Origin of the sequence: Aquimarina rhabdastrellae (genome assembly GCA_947387485.1) — a bacterium.
GTDB lineage: Bacteria > Bacteroidota > Bacteroidia > Flavobacteriales > Flavobacteriaceae > Aquimarina.
This window is the reverse complement of sequence record CANDNT010000013.1, coordinates 70,627-90,299: the sequence shown is the minus strand read 5'-3', so window position 1 is coordinate 90,299 and position 19,673 is coordinate 70,627. Positions and strand designations below refer to the sequence as shown.

Sequence of the window (19,673 nt, the reverse complement as noted above, 5' to 3'; positions counted from 1 at the left end):
TAAAATGAATTTTTTGTGTTAAAAAAGTATATGTTTTGTGGTAAATGTATTGTTTTTGATATTATGTTTACGGTTTTACCACATATTTTCATAAAATATTGATGATAATGTAACATTTGAATATAAATACAATTACCTTTGGCCAAATTAAAAAATTATTATTATATGTTTAAACATTACATCTTTTTGTTGCTGTTTTCTTTGGGGCTAACAGCAGCAGTATCGGCTCAAGACATTTCTGGGACTGTTCTTGACGATCAATCACAGCCTTTACCAGGAGTTTCTGTAATTGTTAAAGGGAGCGATTCGGGAACTGTAACAGATTATGACGGAAAATATGCAATTAAAGCTGACCAAGGAGCGATATTGGTATTTTCTTTTGTAGGATTTAAAACACAAGAAGTAACCGTTTCGGGGACTGTAGTAGATGTAACTATGGAATCTGGAGTAGCATTGGACGAGATCGTTCTTGTAGGATCAAGAAGTGCAAACAGAACTGTTGTAGAATCTGTTGTACCTATTGATGTTATCGATGTTAAAGAAATTGCAGAGGCATCTCCACAAGTTAACTTAAATCAAATTTTAAATTATGTGGCGCCTTCTTTTTCTTCAAACACACAAACTATTTCTGATGGTACAGATCATATTGATCCAGCATCATTAAGAGGATTAGGACCTGATCAAGTATTGGTTTTAATCAACGGGAAAAGAAGACATACTTCTTCTTTAGTAAATGTAAATGGAACATTTGGTCGTGGTAATGTTGGAACAGATTTAAATGCTATTCCAGCAGCTGCGATAAAAAGAATAGAAGTACTAAGAGATGGTGCAGCAGCACAATATGGATCAGATGCAATTGCAGGGGTAATTAATATTGTATTAAATGATTCAACAAACGAATTAAACGTAGCAGTAACTACTGGTGCAAATTTCTCTAGAAATGCAAATGAGCAAGAAGGAGGAGTAGATGGAGAAACTGTAAATATTTCTGCTAGTTATGGATTACCATTAGGAAAAAATGGAGGATTCATCAATTTTACGGGAGACTTTGATTATAGAGAAGCGTATAGCCGTATGCAAGAATGGGAAGGTCAAATATTTAATGGATATAATTCTATTGAATGGGTGGCTGCTCAAAGTGGTGCTGATATCAGTAACCTAAGTATAGATCAAATTAAGTTCTTCTCAAGAGGGGTAACTCACTTTGATATAGGATTAAAAGATCAAATTAATAATGCGTCTGATGTAAGTGCATTACAATCATTATTAAACTTTGATACTACAGAAGAAGAATTATTAGTAAGAGGACAAGAGCGTTCTGATTATAACATGAGAGTTGGACAATCAGAGTTAAGAGGAGGACGTTTCTTTGCTAATATGTCTTTACCATTAGATGATAAAGGAACAGAGTTATACTCATTTGCAGGATTAAGTACACGTAAAGGAAACTCTGCAGGATTCTATAGATTACCAAATCAAGCAAGAGCATATACTCCTTTATATATTAATGGTTTCTTACCAGAAATTAATTCAAACATTAAAGATCAATCAATTTCTGCAGGAATTAAAGGTAAGATAGGTGACTGGGATGTTGATTTTAGTAATACATGGGGAAGAAACTCTTTCTTATTTGTAATTTCTAATACTTCTAATGCTTCATTAGGAACTGCATCTCCAACTACTTTTGATGCAGGAGGATTTTCTTTTACTCAAAACACTACAAACTTAGATGTACGTAAATATTATGAAGATGTATTAAGTGGATTTAATGTAGCATTTGGAGGGGAGCACAGATACGAAGCATATGATATTATTGCAGGAGAAGAAGCTTCTTATACATTATATGATGTAGAAGGAAACCCTGTAACTAGTGTTTCTCAAACTGTACCTACAGATTTCTTTGGGAATGCTAGACCATTAGGATCACAGGTATTTCCTGGGTTTAGCCCACAAAATGAATTGTCTAGAAATAGAAGTAGTGTAGCAGCTTATATTGATCTTGAAGCAGATATTACTACAAAATGGTTAGTAAGTGCAGCAAGTAGATTTGAAAACTACAGTGATTTTGGATCAACAATCAACTTTAAGTTAGCTTCTAGATATAAAATAGGAGAAAACTTCAACATTAGATCAGCAGTTAATACTGGATTTAGAGCACCATCATTACACCAGTTAAACTTTAACTCTGTATCGACGTTATTTGGTGATGATGGAGAGCCAGTAGAAGTAGGAACATTCTCAAATGATTCTGATATTGCAAATCGTTTAGGAATTCCAGAATTAAAAGAAGAAACTTCTCAAAGTATTAGTGCTGGATTTACAGCAAAAATTCCTTCGGCAAATATTAGTATTACTGCAGATGCATATTTTGTAGCGATAGAAGACAGAGTGGTATTGACAGGACAGTTTGATGTACCTAGCGAAATATCTTCTTCGGCAGAGAAAGCTGCATTTTTTGCTAATGCTATAGATACAGAATCAAAAGGATTAGATGTTGTAATTACTCATCAAGCAAACTTTGCAAATGGATGGAGATTAAAATCTGATTTGGCAGGTACCTTCTCTCAAACAAGAAAAGTTGGAGCTACAAAAGCTTCAGAAGTATTAGCGCAATCAGGACAGATAGATACATTCTTTGATGAAACATCAAGAATATATTTAGAAGAGTCTGTACCACGTACAAAAGTAAACTTAACAAATGCATTGAATATGGGACGTTTTAATGCTTTCTTACGTAATGTATATTTTGGAGAAGTAACAGGAGCAAATAATGATCCACGTTTACAAGATGAGTTTGGTGGTAAGGTAGTAACAGATTTATCTTTTGGATTTAAAGCAACAGAGAACTTTACAATAACAGTAGGAGCTAATAATATCTTTGATATTTATCCAGATAGAGCTTCTACTACAGATCTAAATCCTGATGTAGCAGGAATTCAAAATAATAGAAGTAGTGGACGATTTGATTGGTCAAGAAGAGCACAACAATTTGGTATTGGTGGTAGATTCTTATTCGCTAGATTGAACTTCGTATTAAAATAAAAAGAGAAAGATGAAAAAATATATATTATATACCCTTAGTTTATTTGCAGCAACATGTATAGTTTCATGTGATTCTGACGATGATGTAGCAAACGAAGAATTAGTTGTGACTCCTCACAAAGTAACTGTAGGTTTTACGAATACAGATACACAAGATGTAGTATTAGAAGATGGAGGAGTAGCAAGTGTAGAGATTGTATTATCTGAAGCATTACCATTTGATGGAGAATTAGTTTTTGAAGCAACGTCTTCAGATGGTTCTATAGAAACTATCGCAGCAGATGATTCTGTGATTACAGAAGTTTCAATTCCGCAATCAGTTACAGTTCCGGCAGGAACAACAACAGTAACAGCAGATTTCTCTTTTGTAAATGATAATATTGATGATTTTAGTGAGGTATATACTTTAAAAATCAAAGATTTTGTTACACAAGGATCTTCTATAGAAACATATCTTGTAGGAGAAAATTTAACAAAAGAAGTTAATGTAGTAGACGAATTACCAAGAGTTGTTACCGTAGCAGATGGAGATGTAGCATTTAGATTAGATTTCCCCTTAGCACTTGATGCAGATTTTGGATTATTCTATACAGATAGAGTTATAGATAACGATTTATTAGTTGGATCGGGAGTTACTTTTGCAAATCCAGAAGAGTTTACTTGGGCAAGTTCTACAGACGAAGGTAGATTCTCACTTTTTGTACAAGAGTTTAATGGTGCATTTCCATTGGATTATACCTTAACAATAACTTTCCCTGACGGAAGTGAAGAAGTGTATACACGTACGATTACAGAAAACGGATTCGTTTTATTAGTAGATAAAGTAATCAATAGTGATGGTACTATAACGTATACATTAGCACAGACGAATTAATAAATTAAAGATTTAGACAGATGAAGAATTTTAGATATATATTAGTACTTACAGTACTCACTATGTTTGCATTTACATCTTGTAATACAGATGATGATGTAATATTTACACCTAGAAATATTAACGAAGTAAAATTGGCTACAACAGGAGATGTGATTGTTTCTGTAGCAACTACAGAACATCCTGTTACAGTAGATTTAGGAACAACGCTTACTCAAGATGCATTATTAACTTATACCGTTAATGGTACTGTTTTTAATGAAACAGTTAACGCTGGAGTAGCAACATACGATATCATGATCACGAATGCATTAGGTCAAATCAATGAGGTAGTGTTAAATGATATCGAAGTATTATATGACGCAGATTTTGATATTGATGTAGACAATAATACAACAAGAATTATAGGAGGACCAGAAGATGCAGATAGCCCGTTTATAGGAATTACTTTTGATGGTAATGCTTATGATTTAGATTTATTTGTGAAAACTGGAGAATCAGATACTAATGGATTCACAATTGTATCTAGCGAAGGAGTTACTGGTTCTGAGACAGTAACATTCCCAGGTACAGCAGCAGATGGAGCATATTCTGTAGAAATAGTAGAGTTCAATGGATTCTTTACTCCAGCAACAGGAGATAATATTCCATATGAAGTATTAGTAATCCATCCAGATGTTTCTGATGCAGGTTTTGCTACTTACAATAAAGAAGTAGTATTATCAGGATTTCCTTTAACATTTGAAAAAGCTACAGACGCAGGAACAGGAGCAGTTAGCTATACTTTTACAGAACTGTAAGAAGTTAATAAAACTATAAGATATTTCACATATCAAGAAGAGCCTCAAATTGTATACAATTTGAGGCTTTTTTATAATACAAATTTTATTAAGGTAAATTGATTTAAAAATGGGATAAACACGTATTTTTGCGCAAACTAAAACAACACAACACAATGTATAAATCTATACTGCGCCCGATACTATTTCAATACGATCCAGAACGTATACACCATTTGACATTTAAAATGGTACGATCTTTATGTAAAATACCACTAACGAGATCAATTATTAAAAATATATATGGAGTAAATGATCCTAGATTGGAAAGAGAAGTTTTTGGATTAACATTCAAAAATCCAGTAGGATTAGCAGCAGGATTTGACAAAGATGCAAAGCTATACAATGAGCTAAGTGATTTTGGCTTTGGTTTTATAGAGATAGGAACTGTAACACCTAAACCACAAGATGGTAATCCCAAAAAGCGTTTATTTAGGTTAAAAGCAGATCAGGCTATTATTAATAGAATGGGATTTAATAATGAGGGTGTAGAAGCTACAGTAGAACGTTTAAAGAAAAATAAAGGAGTATTAATAGGTGGAAATATAGGAAAGAATAAAGTTACTCCTAATGAACAAGCCGTAGAAGATTATAAAATTTGTTTTGATGCATTGTTTGATTATGTAGATTATTTTGTGGTAAATGTAAGTTCGCCTAACACTCCTAATTTAAGAGCACTTCAAGATAAAGAACCTTTAACAGCATTATTAAATACATTACAAGAGAAGAATAAAGAAAAAGGAAATTCAAAACCTATTCTCTTAAAGATAGCTCCAGATTTAAATAATGATCAATTACTAGATATTATTACAATAGTAAAGGAAACCAAGATAGCGGGAATCATCGCGACTAATACTACTATTGAACGTAAAAACCTTAAAAGTAACGAAGAAGTTACTAAAGAGATGGGTGGTTTAAGCGGTAAACCATTAACACATCGATCTACAGAAGTAATTAGATTTTTATCAGAAAAAAGTAACAAAGCGTTTCCTATTATAGGAGTAGGAGGGATTCATTCAGCCAAAGATGCACTGGAAAAGTTAGATGCAGGAGCAAGTCTAGTACAATTGTATACAGGATTTATTTATGAAGGACCACAATTGATTAAAGATATTAATAAAGCTATTTTAAAAAGAAAATAAATATGATAGAACAGTTGATACCATTTCTGGTTGCCTCAATGATTTTAACCATCTCTCCAGGACCAGATAATATTTATGTGTTAATGCAAAGTATAAGTCATGGAAAAAAAGATGGAATAGCAACCACTGCGGGATTGGTATCTGGGATTTTAATTCATACGACTTTAATTGCATTAGGAGTATCAACTATTATTAAGGAATCTGAGTATATTTTTTTAGGGATAAAAATACTAGGAGCAGGTTACCTTTTATATTTGGCGTATAAAGTATTCAAAGCGCCTCATCAAATAGATTTGGATTCTGGAACAGTACAAAAGAAAACAAGTTGGGCTTTGTTTAAGCAAGGGTTTATCATGAATGTTTTAAACCCTAAAGTAACCATTTTCTTTTTGGCGTTTTTTCCAGCATTTATTAAAGAAGAACAAGGAAATGTGATGGGGCAAATTTATATGCTAGGTATAGCCTTTATGGCACAAGCATTTTTGATTTTTGGAGCTATAGCTTTATTAGCAGGAATGCTTAATGTGTTTTTAAAAAATAATGCAAAAGCTACCTTGGTTCTCAAATGGTTTCAGATTGTAGTTTTTATAGGAATAGGACTCTATATATTATTGCCAGAATAATGAAAATCAATACGTTTTGAAAAACTGAAGTATATCAAGTAAAAATTTGAGATTTTTTTAAATAGAATACAAATAGACTTTCAAGAAAATAATAGTATTTTTACTGAATAAGCAGAAAAAAAACTGTTTACTGAGAATTTTGTAATAATGTGATTCAAGTTCATGGAAAAAGTAAAAATAATTGAATGCCCTAGAGATGCTATGCAAGGAATAAAAATGTTTATTCCTACAGAGAAAAAAGTACAATACATTCAATCATTATTACGCTGTGGTTTTGATACTATAGATTTCGGAAGTTTTGTATCGCCCAAAGCAATACCTCAAATGGTTGATACTGCCGAAGTATTAGCCCAACTAGACCTCTCACAAACGCAAAGTAAATTATTAGCAATTATAGCCAATGTAAGAGGTGCCAAAGATGCTGTGCAACATAAAGAAATCCAATATTTAGGATACCCTTTTTCTATTTCAGAAAACTTTCAAATGCGTAATACACATAAGACGATTGCGCAATCTGTTGAAACTTTACGAGAAATTTTAAATATAGCAGATCAAGCTCATAAAGAAGTAGTAGCGTATTTGTCTATGGGGTTTGGAAACCCTTATGGAGATCCATGGAATGTTGAGATTGTAGGAGAGTGGACAGAAAAACTGAATAGTATGGGAGTTAAAATACTATCCTTGTCAGATACAGTAGGATCTTCGACTCCAGAAATAATTACGTATTTATATAGTAATCTTATTCCTAAATATCCTGATATTGAATTTGGAGCACATTTACATACCAACCCGTTATACTGGCATGAAAAAGTAGATGCTGCATATAAAGCAGGATGTCGTCGATTTGATGGTGCTATACAAGGTTTTGGAGGATGCCCTATGGCAAAGGATGATTTAACAGGAAATATGCCTACCGAAAAAATGTTGTCATATTTTACTGCTGAAAAAGCAGATACCAATATAAGAACGATGAGTTTTGAATCTTCTCATAATGAAGCTACTAAAATATTTTCTGTATACCATTAATTAAGTGATAATTATCATATAAAATTAAAAAAACGCTTTTTTAATTTAGATTTAGTATAGATAAGCTTGTGTAATTGCAAAATGTGTATTACGTTTGCAATCGATTAATTATTTAAAGTAAGTCTAAATAAAAAGCAATGAAAAAATCTATTTATACTCTTGCCCTAGCTGGATTAGTTTTAGCATCTTGTTCATCTGATGATGATTCGGGAACTGTTAACGTTGAAGCACCTGCTACTTATGTATTCCAAAGAAATGGAGAATCAACAGTAAGTTTCAGTGGACAAACTACGCGTATTCAAATGGCAGAAGAAATAATCAGTGCCTTAAAAGATGAAACAAAAACAGAAGCAGTTATTGATGCTATGTTTAACCACCAAGAAGGAGCTAACGATTTTGCTGAAGCAGATTTAAATGCATCTGGTAAAAATGCAAGAAGTAAAACAGCTGCATCTAGAGATTATTTTTCTACAAATACTACTGAAGCTACTCAAATCAAAGAGACTTTTGATGGATATATTGCTGATCAAGTAAACAATGTATTCCCAAGATGGGGTGAACCAGCTTCAGCAGGTGTTGCAGGTCAGATTTTAGATGATACAACGCCACGTTATATCAACGAAAAAGGACTTGAGTTAAACCAAGCGTTTAATAAAGGATTGATCGGAGCATTGATGGCTGATCAAGCTTTAAATAACTACTTAGGTACTGCAGTATTAGACGAAGGTACAAACAGAGAAGATAACAATAACGGAACTGTAGCAGAAGGTAAAACTTATACTACAATGGAGCATAAATGGGATGAAGCTTATGGATACCTTTATGGTACTGCAGCAGATAGAGAAAACCCTAATCCTACAATCGGTAGTGGAGATAGCTTCTTAAATAAATATATAGGTAGAGTAGAAGGAGATTCTGACTTTGAAGGAATTGCAGCAGATATCTGGAATGCATTCAAACTAGGTAGAGCAGCAATCGTAGCTAAGAATTATGATGTAAGAGATGCTCAAGCTGATATCATTAAGCAAAAAATATCTGAAGTTATAGCAATCCGTGCTGTATATTACTTACAGCAAGGTAAAGGTAACTTAACCCCTGCAGATATGGGAGCAGCATTCCACGATTTATCTGAAGGATATGGATTTGTATATTCATTACGTTTTACACAAAATCCTACGACTGGAACAAGTTATTTTACAAGAGCAGAAGTTGATGGATTTATCAATGACTTGATGAGTGATGGAGCAAACGGACTTTGGGATGTAACTCCAGCAACATTAGACGCTATATCTAATGCTATCGCAGCTAAGTTTGACTTTACTGTTGCTCAAGCTGCTGAATAATTAAGGTTTTAAAATAATTAAAGCATAAGAATAAAGTAGCTGATAATGTAATATTTCGGCTACTTTTTTTATTTTTGCATGACTTTAATTAAGAATAAATAAAAATTGTAAGGATGAAAAAGATTATTTATGCACTTTTTGTATTAGTACTAGCTAGTGCCTGCGGTTCTAGTGATGACAACTCAGGAGGTGGTAATACAACTGACAATTTTGATAGAGGAGCGATGCTTGCCAATTGGGCAGATAACATTATCATTCCGTCTTATGAAGCATATCAAAATACACTTACTGCGCTAGAAGCAGCAACAAATACATTTACAACGACACCAGATCAAACAAATTTAGAAGCATTGCGTACAGCATGGTTAGCAGCATATGTTTCATGGCAAAGAGTATCAATGTTTGAGATAGGAAAAGCAGATGAGTTAGCATTAAGAAACTGGACAAATATTTACAGAGCAGATGTTGCCGAGATAGATAGTAAGATAGCTTCTGGAACGTATAATTTAGAATTACCTTCATCAAATAATGAGCAAGGTTTTCCAGCTTTGGACTATTTAATTAATGGTTTAGGAGATACTGATGCTGTTATTTTAGAAAAATATACTACAGATGCTGTAGCAGCAAATTATAAAAGCTATTTATCAGATGTAGTGACGAGAATGGTAAGTTTGACAAACCAAGTTGTTGCAGATTGGAATGGAGGGTATAGGGATACTTTTGTATCCAATATAGCAAATACTTCTGCAGGATCTGTAAACGTTATGGTTAATGTTTATATAGAATATTTCGAAAGATATTTAAGAGAAGGTAAAATTGCAATTCCGTCTGGAGCTAGAACAGGAACAGTATTACCTCAAAACGTAGAAGCTTTTTATAAAGAAGATGTATCAAAACAATTATTTAATGAAGCACTTTTAGCTTCAAATAGCTTCTTTAATGGGCGTCATGTGACTTCTACTACAACTGGAGAAAGTTTAGCTAGTTACCTAAATTATATCCATGGTATTGCAGGAGGAGATAATATAGCAACAGCAATAAATAATCAGTTTGATGCAATAGAACAAAAAGCATCACAATTGAATAATAACTTTGTTACGCAATTAACAGATGATAAAACAGTTTTATTACAAACATTTGATGAACTACAAAAAGTAGTAGTGCTGTTTAAAAGTGATATGGTATCTGCATTAAACATCAATATTATCTTCCAAGATAATGACGGAGACTAATATTGTGATATTATATGATTACAAGAATTAAAAAATATTTAAATACAAATACAGAGGCTGCCCCATTGGCGGTCTTTCGTATTTTATTTGGGGCAATGATGTTTATGAGCATTGTCAGGTTTTGGAGTAAAGGCTGGATAGATAGTCTTTATATTCAACCGAAATTCTTTTTTTCATATTATGGATTTGAATGGGCAAAACCTATAGGAAATTATACGTATGTTATTTTCTTGATTTGTGCACTTGCAGCATTGATGGTAATGATAGGATATAAGTATAGAATATCCATATTGCTTTTTTTCCTGAGTTTTACCTATATCGAATTAATGGATAAAACTACGTATCTAAACCATTATTACTTTATTTCGGTAGTGAGTTTTGCTATGCTTTTTTTACCAGCACAAATATATTTTTCTGTAGATGCATATAGAAATAAGGATTTAGCAAAGCAACAAGTACCTAATTGGGCAATTGATAGTATTAAAATTTTATTAGGGATCGTATATTTTTATGCAGGCTTGGCCAAACTTAATTCTGATTGGTTATATAGAGCAATGCCTCTTAAATTGTGGTTGCCTTCAAAATATGATATTCCGTTAATAGGAGATTTAATGCAACAAGAATGGATTCATTATGGATTCAGTTGGGGAGGTGCATTATATGATCTAACCATTCCGTTTTTATTATTATATAGAAAAACAAGAATACTGGGCTTTATTGCAGTAGTGTTTTTCCATGTGATCACTAGAGTGTTATTTCCTATAGGGATGTTTCCGTATATCATGATAGTGAGTACACTTATCTTTTTTAATGCCTCATTACATCATAGTATACTCAAAAAAATAGCTGATGTTTTCAGAATAAATAAATCTTATTTTGATAATAAAAAGAACTTTCAACTACAGCCTATTACCCGTAAAATTTACGGAGTAATATTGCCTGTTTTTATAGGGATTCAATTACTTTTGCCGTGGCGTTATTTAGGATATCCAGGAGAACTGTTTTGGACAGAAGAAGGATATCGTTTTTCGTGGAGAGTGATGTTGATGGAAAAAGTGGGATACACAGAATTTAAAATTGTCAATGGCGTGACCAAAGAACAATTCTATGTTGATAATAAAGAGTTTTTGACCACTTTTCAAGAAAAACAAATGGCAACACAACCAGATTTTATGTTGGAATACGCACAATATCTGGCAAAACATTTTACCGCTCAAGGCGTAGAGAATATTGAAATATATGTAGATAGCTATGTAACACTTAACGGAAGAAGGAGTACACGATACATAGATCCTACAGTAAATTTATTAACTAAAAAAGAATCTTTCTGTCACAAAGACTGGATCGTACCATTTAAGGATGAAATTAAGGGACTTTAGTTTATGTTTAGTTTTGGTGTTAATCACCGGAATTATTCAAGCTCAATACAGTATTAAGGGGAAAATTACTTCAAACGAAAATAAACCTATCCCAAACGCAGAGGTTTATAATAAGAATACAGGAGAAATTAAAATTACAGATCAAGACGGAGCATTTATATTTGAAGATGTAGAAGTTGGTAATTATACATTAGCAGTATTTACATTTGAATATAATGTAAAAGAAAAACAAGTTGCAGTTTCTGGAGATACTCAGATAACTATAGCTCTAGAACCATTAGGAGAAGAGTTGTCCGAAGTAGTTTTGATTCAACGACGAGAAAAACTATTCGGGTTACAACGTCTTAAACCTGTTGAAGGAACAGCTATTTATGCAGGTAAGAAAACAGAAGTTGTATTGGTAGATCAAATTACAGGTAATCTAGCGGCAAATAGTCCACGACAAATTTACTCACAAGTAGTAGGGCTTAATATCTATGAAAATGGAGATGCTGGATTGCAATTAAATATAGGAGGAAGAGGATTAGATCCTAATCGTACGGCAAATTTTAATACCAGACAAAATGGATATGATATCAGTGCAGATGCTTTGGGTTATCCAGAAAACTATTATACTCCTCCAGCAGAAGCTTTAAGCGAAATCCAAGTAATACGAGGAGCGGCTTCACTTCAATACGGACCTCAATTTGGAGGACTCATTAATTTTAAATTTAAAAAGCCTAATCCTAATAAAAATATAGAGTTAATCACAAGACAGACTTTAGGATCATATGGATTGTTTACGAGTTTTAATAGTTTGAGTGGTACGGTAGGTAAATTTAGTTATTATACGTATTTCAATTATAAATCTGGAGATGGATTTAGACCTAATTCTGAATTTGATTCAAAAAATTATTTTGGACATATAGGATATCAATTTACTGATAAGACAAAACTGAGTTTTGAGTTTACATATTTAGATTATCTAGCGCAACAAGCAGGAGGATTAACGGATAGTCAATTTGAAGAAGATCCCACTTTTAGTAACCGTAGTCGTAACTGGTTTGAAGTAGATTGGAAATTATATGCATTAAAATTAGAACATAAATTTTCTGAGAAAACAGATTTTAGTTTAAACTTATTTGGATTAGACGCGTCAAGAAAAGCATTAGGGTATAGAGAGAATAGGGTAAGTCAAGAAGATCCGTTTTTACTAGAGCCAACAGTAAGAGAATTATTGATCGATAATTTTACAAACTGGGGAGCAGAAGCTAGATTATTATCAAAATATAAGATCGGTAGTAAAGATGCTGTGTTTTTAATTGGAAGTAAATATTATCAAACTAAAAATGATTCAAAACAAGGGCCAGGAACAGCTGGAACAGATGCTGATTTTAGTTTTGCAGAAGAGCAATTCCCTGCATTTAATAGACAATCAGAGTTTGAGTTTCCTAATACTAATGTAGCTGTTTTTGGAGAAAATATTTTTAATCTTTCAGATGCTTTTTCTGTAACACCAGGAGTGCGGTTTGAATATATAAAAACAGAAAGTGAAGGGGATTATAGAAGAATCCTTACAGGACTTTCTCCAGATGATGTGATTCTAGATGAATCGCTTAGTGATAACAGAACTTTTGAGCGTTCGTTTGTCTTATTGGGGTTAGGAGCAAGCTATAAAAAAGATAATGGATTAGAGTTTTATGGTAATATCTCACAAAACTACAGATCAATAACATTTAGTGATATACGTGTGACCAATCCATCATTACAAATTGATCCAGATATTACTGATGAAGAAGGATTTACTGCAGATTTAGGGGTAAGAGGAAAACTAAATAATATATTATCTTTTGATGCAGATGTTTTTGCTTTGGCGTATAATGATCGTATAGGTACTATTTTACAACCAGAAAGAGGTTTTAATTCGCAAGGAGAAGAAATAGAAACAGCTAATCTAGTACAATTTAGAACCAATACAGGAGATGCAATTATTTATGGTTTTGAGGGATTTGTGGATTGGAATATAAAGAATACATTCTTTTATGAAAATGATGGATTAAAGCTTAACTATTATCTTAATACAGCAATTACAGACTCAGAATACACAAATTCTAAAAATGAAAGTAACAATATTGATGGTAATAAAGTAGAATTTATTCCCAATGTAAATATCAAAACAGGAATTAAATTTGGATATAAAAACTTTTTAGGGAGTATTCAATATACCTATTTATCAGAGCAATTTACAGATGCAAGTAATGCGGATGCAGAACCACGATCACAATCAGGAATAGAAGGGGAGATTCCTGCATATGATATAATGGATGTTTCTTTATCGTATACCTACAAAAAATGGAAATTAGAAACAGGTGTAAATAATGTTTTAGACAATACATATTTCACTCGTAGAGCGACAGGATATCCAGGACCGGGGATCATTCCGGCAGAACCTTTAACATGGTATACGACTTTACAATTTAAATTTTAAGAAAAATATAGCTATTTAGAATTGTTATAAATAATTATATTTGCAAACATAAAAACTATAACAGAATGTCAATAACGAAGTATTTAGTATTGGTAAGCGTCTTTTTTATGGCGATATCATGCAAGACAGATAAGAAAACTGAAGTAAAAGAAGAAGCTCCAGTAGTAACAAAAACTCAAGAAGTAAATGTATATACACATAGACATTATGCTGCTGATCAAGAGTTGTTTGCTCAGTTTGAAAAAGAAACAGGTATCAAAGTGAATGTAGTAAATGCAAAGGCAGATGAGCTAATGCAAAAAATGACATCAGAAGGAGAACAATCACCTGCAGATGTTTTAATTACGGTAGATGCTGGACGTTTGGTAAGAGCAAAAGATAAAGGTTTATTACAAGGGGTAACTTCTACTACCTTAGATAAAAATATTCCTGCTCATTTAAGAGATACAGATAATGCATGGTTTGCATTAACAAAGAGAGCTCGTGTAATCGTGTATGCAAAGGATAGAGTAAAGCCTGAAGCATTATCTACTTATGAAGAATTAACTTCAGATAAATGGAAAAAGAAAATATTGATTAGATCTTCGAGCAATATTTATAATCAATCATTACTAGCTTCTATCATCGCACATGATGGTGTAGAGAAAGCAAAAGCTTGGGCAGAAGGAATGGTAGCTAATATGGCTAGAACTCCAAAAGGAAATGATAGAGATCAAGTAAAAGCTGTTGTAGGTGGAGAAGGTGATATAGCTGTAGTTAATACGTATTATATAGGAAAATTATTAAACTCAAAGAATCCTGAAGAAGTAAAAGCAGGAGAAGGAGTTGGTATTTTCTTCCCTAATCAAGATGGTAGAGGAACACATATTAATGTGAGTGGAGCTGGTGTTGCAAAATATGCACCTAATAAAGAAAATGCAATTAAGTTTATTGAGTTTTTAAGTAGTAAAGCAGCTCAAGAAGTGTTTGCAACTGCAAATTATGAATATCCTGTAAATCCAGAAGTAAAAGCATCTGAATTATTAACTTCTTGGGGAGCATTTAAAGAAGATGTTTTACCTTTGGCAAAATTAGGAGAAAACAATAAAAAAGCAGTAATTACTTTTGACGAAGCAGGCTGGCAATAAAAATACAATCTATTCGGTTTCGAATAGTATCAAACGCTTTAAAAGAGATATAAATCAATGGTCAATAACTACATTGACCATTGTTTTTATTATAGCAATACCCATACTTACCATATTTTTTAAACTATTTTCTGGTCCAGGTGAAACATGGGATCATATAGTTAAAAACCTATTACCAAAATACCTTACTAACACCAGTCTTCTCATCATAGGTTGTACAACTTTAGTATTACTTATGGGAGTAAGTGCTGCATGGATAGTTTCTAGATATGAATTCCCGTATAGAAAACAATTAGAATGGCTACTCATATTACCTCTAGCAATTCCATCATATATTACAGCATATAGTTATGCTGGAGTTTTTGATTATGGAGGTACATTAGAATTACTCTTTAGAACCGTAGGAACTACATTGCCTAAAATAGATATAATGAATGTATCAGGATTGATTCTTATCTTGAGTTTATCATTATATCCATATGTATACGTAAGTGCAAGAACCGTTTTTCTTACACAGGCCAATAATCTTATCGAAGCATCAAAACTGCTAGGTGTAGGAGAGTTTAAAACTTTTTTTAAATTAATATTACCATTAGCTAGGCCAGCAATAATAGGTGGTCTGATTTTGGTTTTAATGGAAGTGCTTAACGACTATGGGGCTGCCAAATATTATGGGGTAAGTACATTTACTACAGGAATTTTTAGAGCATGGTTTGCTTTAGAAGAACCAGAAACAGCTGTTTACCTATCTGCGATCTTGGTAACTATTATTTTTGGATTGATTATGATCGAAAAATGGCAACGCCGTAAAATAGGTTATCATAATGATATCAAGAATAATGTGATTTTAAAAAGAAAAAACACGACCAAGAAAAAACGATGGCTATTATTCTTTTTAGCTAGTATTCCTGCTGTATTAGGATTTATCATTCCTGTACTACAACTGTTATATTGGGCAAGCTTGACTTTTACAACAGTATTCTCTTGGGATTTTATGAGTATCTCATTACAAAGCTTAAGTATAGCATTATTAGCAGCAGTACTTACCGTAGGATTTGCTCTAGGATTGATTTATATGTCAAAATGGAATAAATTAAAGTTGATTAAAAATCTTACTAAGATTAGTATTTTAGGATATGCAATTCCGGGAGCTGTAATTGCAGTAGGAGTGATGATTCCGACCTTGATAATAGACAAATGGTTAAATAGAATGATTGCTGCTGCATTTGATCATAATATAGGATTAGTTATTAATGGAACGATAATAGGACTTACCTATGCTTATATGGTGAGGTTTCTTGCTGTAGGATATAATCCCATAGAGGCGAATGCATTAAAAATAGGAGATCGATTAGCTGAGTCTTCTAGGATTTTAGGAAAGAGTAATATTAAAACTTTTTTTAAAATCAATTTTCCTTTGATACAAAAAGGAGTAATAAGCGGATTATTATTGGTTTTTGTTGATGTAATGAAAGAATTACCATTGACATTGATATTAAAGCCTTATGATGTATCTACTCTAGCTGTTAAAGCATATGAATATGCAAGTGATGAATTAATTGCGGAAGCGGCATTACCATCATTATTGATTATTATTACAGGAATTCTTCCTGTGATTTTTTTGAATAAATTAATAACTAAATAAATGAATTTATTAGAAGTTACTACGTTGAGCAAATCATTTGATCAAGGAAAAACAATGGCTTTGGATCAAGTTTCTTTTACAATTAAGCAAGGAAAAGTAATTGCTATTGTAGGAGAAAGCGGAAGTGCAAAAACTACTTTAATTCGTTTAATTTCAGGATTAGAAACTCCTGATTATGGAGTTATTAAATTAAAAGGAGAGGTAATATCATCATTAGAAACAATGGTACCTCCAGAAAAAAGAAATGTAGGATTAGTTTTTCAAGATTATGCCTTATTTCCACATCTTACTGTCGCAGCAAATGTAGGATATGGGATCAAGGATAAAACAATGAAAGAAGCAAGAATTGCAGAGGTATTAAACTTAGTAGGACTAGCTGGATATGAAAAAAGATATCCACATCAATTATCAGGAGGACAACAACAACGTGTAGCTTTGGCTAGAGCGATAGCACCACAACCAGAGTTATTGATTCTTGATGAACCATTTAGTAATCTTGATACCATGTTGCGAGAACAATTGCGTAATGAGATTTTTGAGATTATAAAAAAAACAGCAATTACCGCCATTTTTGTTACACATGATACCGAGGATGCTTTAGCTGTATCTGATCGAATTATGGTATTAAAAAAAGGAAAACTAATCCAAAAAGATAAAGCAAAAGCACTCTATAAAAAACCAGATACACCTTATGTAGCTTCTTTATTTGGTACGATCATAGAGTTAAAAAATAATGTACTAGAAGAGTTTGGTTTTACTCCAGAAACTAATAAGCATTATGCTTTAAGAGCCCAAGATATCAAGATTGAAAAAACTACAAAATATCAACTTGAGGTACAACTAAAAAGAGTACAGTTTATGGGAGAATATTATCAAATAGAAGTAATCACTTCAAATGGTAATCAATTTATGATACATGCTCCTAAAAAATATAAACAAGAAACATTAACGATAGGTTTTAATCCTAAAAACTTACTGGTTTTTGAAACTAATTAATGTAATTCGAGTGTAGATAAAAGATCCGTTAGTTCTAACTGAAATAATGTACCTTGAATTAGGTCACAGATATCATTGAGTTCATTAGCATTTACACGAATTTTAATTTCGGTTTGTCCTTGCTTAAATTGAATGGCCTTACATCTAGAGTTACGATCACATGTAGTACATTTACAATTGAGACTTGAAGTATTTTGTAATGCATTTAAAAAGTCTTTAAGATCATAAATAGAGACTTCAAAAGAAACTTCAGCGATTTTTAATTGAATAGGTAATGAAGGATCAAAAAATGAATTCCATTGATAAGACATCCCTATGGTATTTTTATATATAGTATGAACTTGATTTAGCATATCTTTTTTATTTGACTACAAAAATAAATTATTTTTATTAATTCTAAATAAAAATTATATCTTTGAAAGAAAGATTAAAATGAATCCATATATAGGAATTTTTTATGGCTCTGATACAGGTTGTACAGAAGAAGTAACACATGAGTTGGTTGAATATTGGGAGAGTGGAGAAGTTAAAGTAATCGAATGTAATCAATTAACTAAGGCTGATTTTAAAGAATTTGATTTTTTAATTTTAGGATTGTCTACATGGTATGATGGAGATTTACAGAGTGATTGGGAAGACTTCTTTGACGATTTTAAAACAATTGATTTTACAGGTAAGACAGTAGCAATATATGGGCTAGGAGATCAAATAGGTTATGGTGAATATTTTGTAGACGGAATAGGAATTCTAGCCGAAGAGATTTTAAATAATGGAGGACATATCATAGGAGAATGGTCTACCAAAGGTTATGATTTTTCTGAATCAAAGGCTTTAAAAAATAAAGATTTCTTTTACGGTCTAGCATTGGATGAAGATAATGAATCTGATCTTACTGCAAACCGATTAGAAACCTGGGTAACAGCTATTAAAAAAGAAATAGAAGAAATTAAAGACAAAAACTTAGTTAAGGCTTAAATAGTCTGACTATAAATTAAGCTAAAAACTCATAGAATACGAATAAAAATAAACCCTCTCATGGAGAATTTATGTACTTTTAGATGGAGAAAATGAAAATAGAAAAATATAGTATGATACCTGAAATAGAAAAATCACTGAATGATCAAATACAACATGAAGCAAAAGCTTCAGCACAGTATTTATCAATGGCATGTTGGGCAGATGTTAATGGGTATAACGGAATCGCAGAATTTTTTTATACGCAGTCTGAAGAAGAACGTGTACATATGACTAAGCTTGTTAAGTTTATCAATGAAAGAGGAGGGAAAGCAGTCATACCAGCCATAGAAAAACCAAAAGATGATTTCCATTCTTTAATGGAGTTGTTTGAAACTTTTTTAAGTAGCGAGGAGTTTGTAACGCAACAAATCAATAATGTTATCTTTCAGTGTTTAGAACACAAAGATTATAATGTGCATAATTTTATGCAATGGTATGTTGCTGAACAATTAGAGGAAGAAGCATCTGCTCGTACCTTATTAGACAAGTTAAAAATTATAGGAGACGATAAGTCTGGACATTATATGTTTGATAGAGATATCAATAAAATGCTACCAGCAGAAGAGAATAACTAGTACAAAGAAATTTATTTTAATTAAAAAGGTTCTAAATAATATTTTAGAACCTTTTTTTTATATATTTGCCCCTGTTTATAATTGGTATAAATAAGAATAAGTATGATTACATTTCAAAATGAAGTAGCGACACCTTGTATTATTGTTGATTCGGGATGTGCAATGCAGTGTGGAGATAAAAAGAAAAAATGTTGTAAGAAATACAAAAAGAAAGGAAAAACTAATTGTAAAAGGTGTCCTAAATTATAAAAAGTAATACTGATAAAAACTATAAAAAAGGAGTACTTCATTAACTTGATGAAGTACTCCTTTTTTATGTTTGATTAATTTTATATCACATTTATTA

At 32.1% G+C, this 19,673-nt stretch carries 17 protein-coding genes; 16 read left to right on the top strand and 1 reads right to left on the bottom strand.

All coding sequences use genetic code 11. The features are described from left to right. The first annotated feature begins 165 nt into the window (after positions 1-165). From ACYEKI_RS16750 to ACYEKI_RS16690, 13 genes are all read left to right on the top strand, one after another. Entirely contained in the window at positions 166-3,042 is a 2,877-nt protein-coding gene (locus tag ACYEKI_RS16750) for a TonB-dependent receptor (protein WP_459212356.1), read from the top strand. A gap of 10 nt (positions 3,043-3,052) precedes the next feature. After that, on the top strand, positions 3,053-3,916 hold the full coding sequence (locus tag ACYEKI_RS16745) for a hypothetical protein (RefSeq protein WP_459212355.1): 864 nt from the start codon (positions 3,053-3,055) through the stop codon (positions 3,914-3,916). 20 nt (positions 3,917-3,936) lie between these two features. Further along, positions 3,937-4,716 (top strand): hypothetical protein, encoded by a 780-nt coding sequence (locus ACYEKI_RS16740; protein WP_459212354.1) that lies wholly within the window; start codon positions 3,937-3,939, stop codon positions 4,714-4,716. A gap of 155 nt (positions 4,717-4,871) precedes the next feature. Beyond that, entirely contained in the window at positions 4,872-5,897 is a 1,026-nt protein-coding gene (locus ACYEKI_RS16735; protein WP_459212353.1) for a quinone-dependent dihydroorotate dehydrogenase, read from the top strand. Between the two features lie 2 nt (positions 5,898-5,899). Further along, the gene (locus tag ACYEKI_RS16730; RefSeq protein ID WP_459212352.1) at positions 5,900-6,520 is read left to right on the top strand and encodes a LysE family translocator; all 621 of its coding nucleotides are present in this window, start codon (positions 5,900-5,902) and stop codon (positions 6,518-6,520) included. 162 nt (positions 6,521-6,682) lie between these two features. Then, on the top strand, positions 6,683-7,546 hold the full coding sequence (locus tag ACYEKI_RS16725) for a hydroxymethylglutaryl-CoA lyase (RefSeq protein WP_459212351.1): 864 nt from the start codon (positions 6,683-6,685) through the stop codon (positions 7,544-7,546). Positions 7,547-7,683: 137 nt separating this feature from the next. Next, positions 7,684-8,889 carry a DUF4856 domain-containing protein gene (locus ACYEKI_RS16720; RefSeq protein ID WP_459212350.1) on the top strand — a complete coding sequence of 402 codons (1,206 nt, stop codon included), beginning with the start codon at positions 7,684-7,686 and terminating at the stop codon, positions 8,887-8,889. Between the two features lie 113 nt (positions 8,890-9,002). Then, positions 9,003-10,121, top strand: a complete 1,119-nt coding sequence (locus tag ACYEKI_RS16715; RefSeq protein WP_459212349.1) for an imelysin family protein — start codon at positions 9,003-9,005, stop codon at positions 10,119-10,121. Positions 10,122-10,135: 14 nt separating this feature from the next. Continuing rightward, positions 10,136-11,500 (top strand): HTTM domain-containing protein, encoded by a 1,365-nt coding sequence (locus tag ACYEKI_RS16710; protein ID WP_459212348.1) that lies wholly within the window; start codon positions 10,136-10,138, stop codon positions 11,498-11,500. Continuing rightward, positions 11,481-13,967 (top strand): TonB-dependent receptor domain-containing protein, encoded by a 2,487-nt coding sequence (locus ACYEKI_RS16705; protein WP_459212347.1) that lies wholly within the window; start codon positions 11,481-11,483, stop codon positions 13,965-13,967. The genes ACYEKI_RS16710 and ACYEKI_RS16705 overlap by 20 nt, the downstream gene beginning before the upstream one ends. Before the next feature lie 65 nt (positions 13,968-14,032). Then, entirely contained in the window at positions 14,033-15,094 is a 1,062-nt protein-coding gene (locus ACYEKI_RS16700) for a Fe(3+) ABC transporter substrate-binding protein (RefSeq protein WP_459212346.1), read from the top strand. Then, positions 15,072-16,739 (top strand): ABC transporter permease, encoded by a 1,668-nt coding sequence (locus ACYEKI_RS16695; protein WP_459212345.1) that lies wholly within the window; start codon positions 15,072-15,074, stop codon positions 16,737-16,739. The genes ACYEKI_RS16700 and ACYEKI_RS16695 overlap by 23 nt, the downstream gene beginning before the upstream one ends. Continuing rightward, a complete protein-coding gene (locus ACYEKI_RS16690; RefSeq protein ID WP_459212344.1) occupies positions 16,740-17,735 on the top strand; it encodes an ABC transporter ATP-binding protein in 996 nt (331 codons plus the stop codon). It begins immediately after the preceding gene. Here the strand turns inward: ACYEKI_RS16690 and ACYEKI_RS16685 are convergent. Then, complete coding sequence (locus ACYEKI_RS16685; protein WP_459212343.1) at positions 17,732-18,088, bottom strand: hypothetical protein; 357 nt, start codon at positions 18,086-18,088, stop codon at positions 17,732-17,734. The genes ACYEKI_RS16690 and ACYEKI_RS16685 overlap by 4 nt on opposite strands. A gap of 79 nt (positions 18,089-18,167) precedes the next feature. On the opposite strand from ACYEKI_RS16685, the gene ACYEKI_RS16680 reads away from it, so the two are divergent. The 3 genes from ACYEKI_RS16680 to ACYEKI_RS16670 all read left to right on the top strand — a co-directional run bounded on the left by ACYEKI_RS16680 (position 18,168) and on the right by ACYEKI_RS16670 (position 19,576). Beyond that, entirely contained in the window at positions 18,168-18,710 is a 543-nt protein-coding gene (locus ACYEKI_RS16680) for a flavodoxin (protein ID WP_459212342.1), read from the top strand. Positions 18,711-18,802: 92 nt separating this feature from the next. Beyond that, entirely contained in the window at positions 18,803-19,327 is a 525-nt protein-coding gene (locus ACYEKI_RS16675) for a ferritin (RefSeq protein WP_459212341.1), read from the top strand. Positions 19,328-19,429: 102 nt separating this feature from the next. Further along, positions 19,430-19,576, top strand: coding sequence for a hypothetical protein (locus ACYEKI_RS16670; protein ID WP_459212340.1), 147 nt, complete (start codon positions 19,430-19,432; stop codon positions 19,574-19,576). The last annotated feature ends 97 nt before the right edge of the window (positions 19,577-19,673 follow it).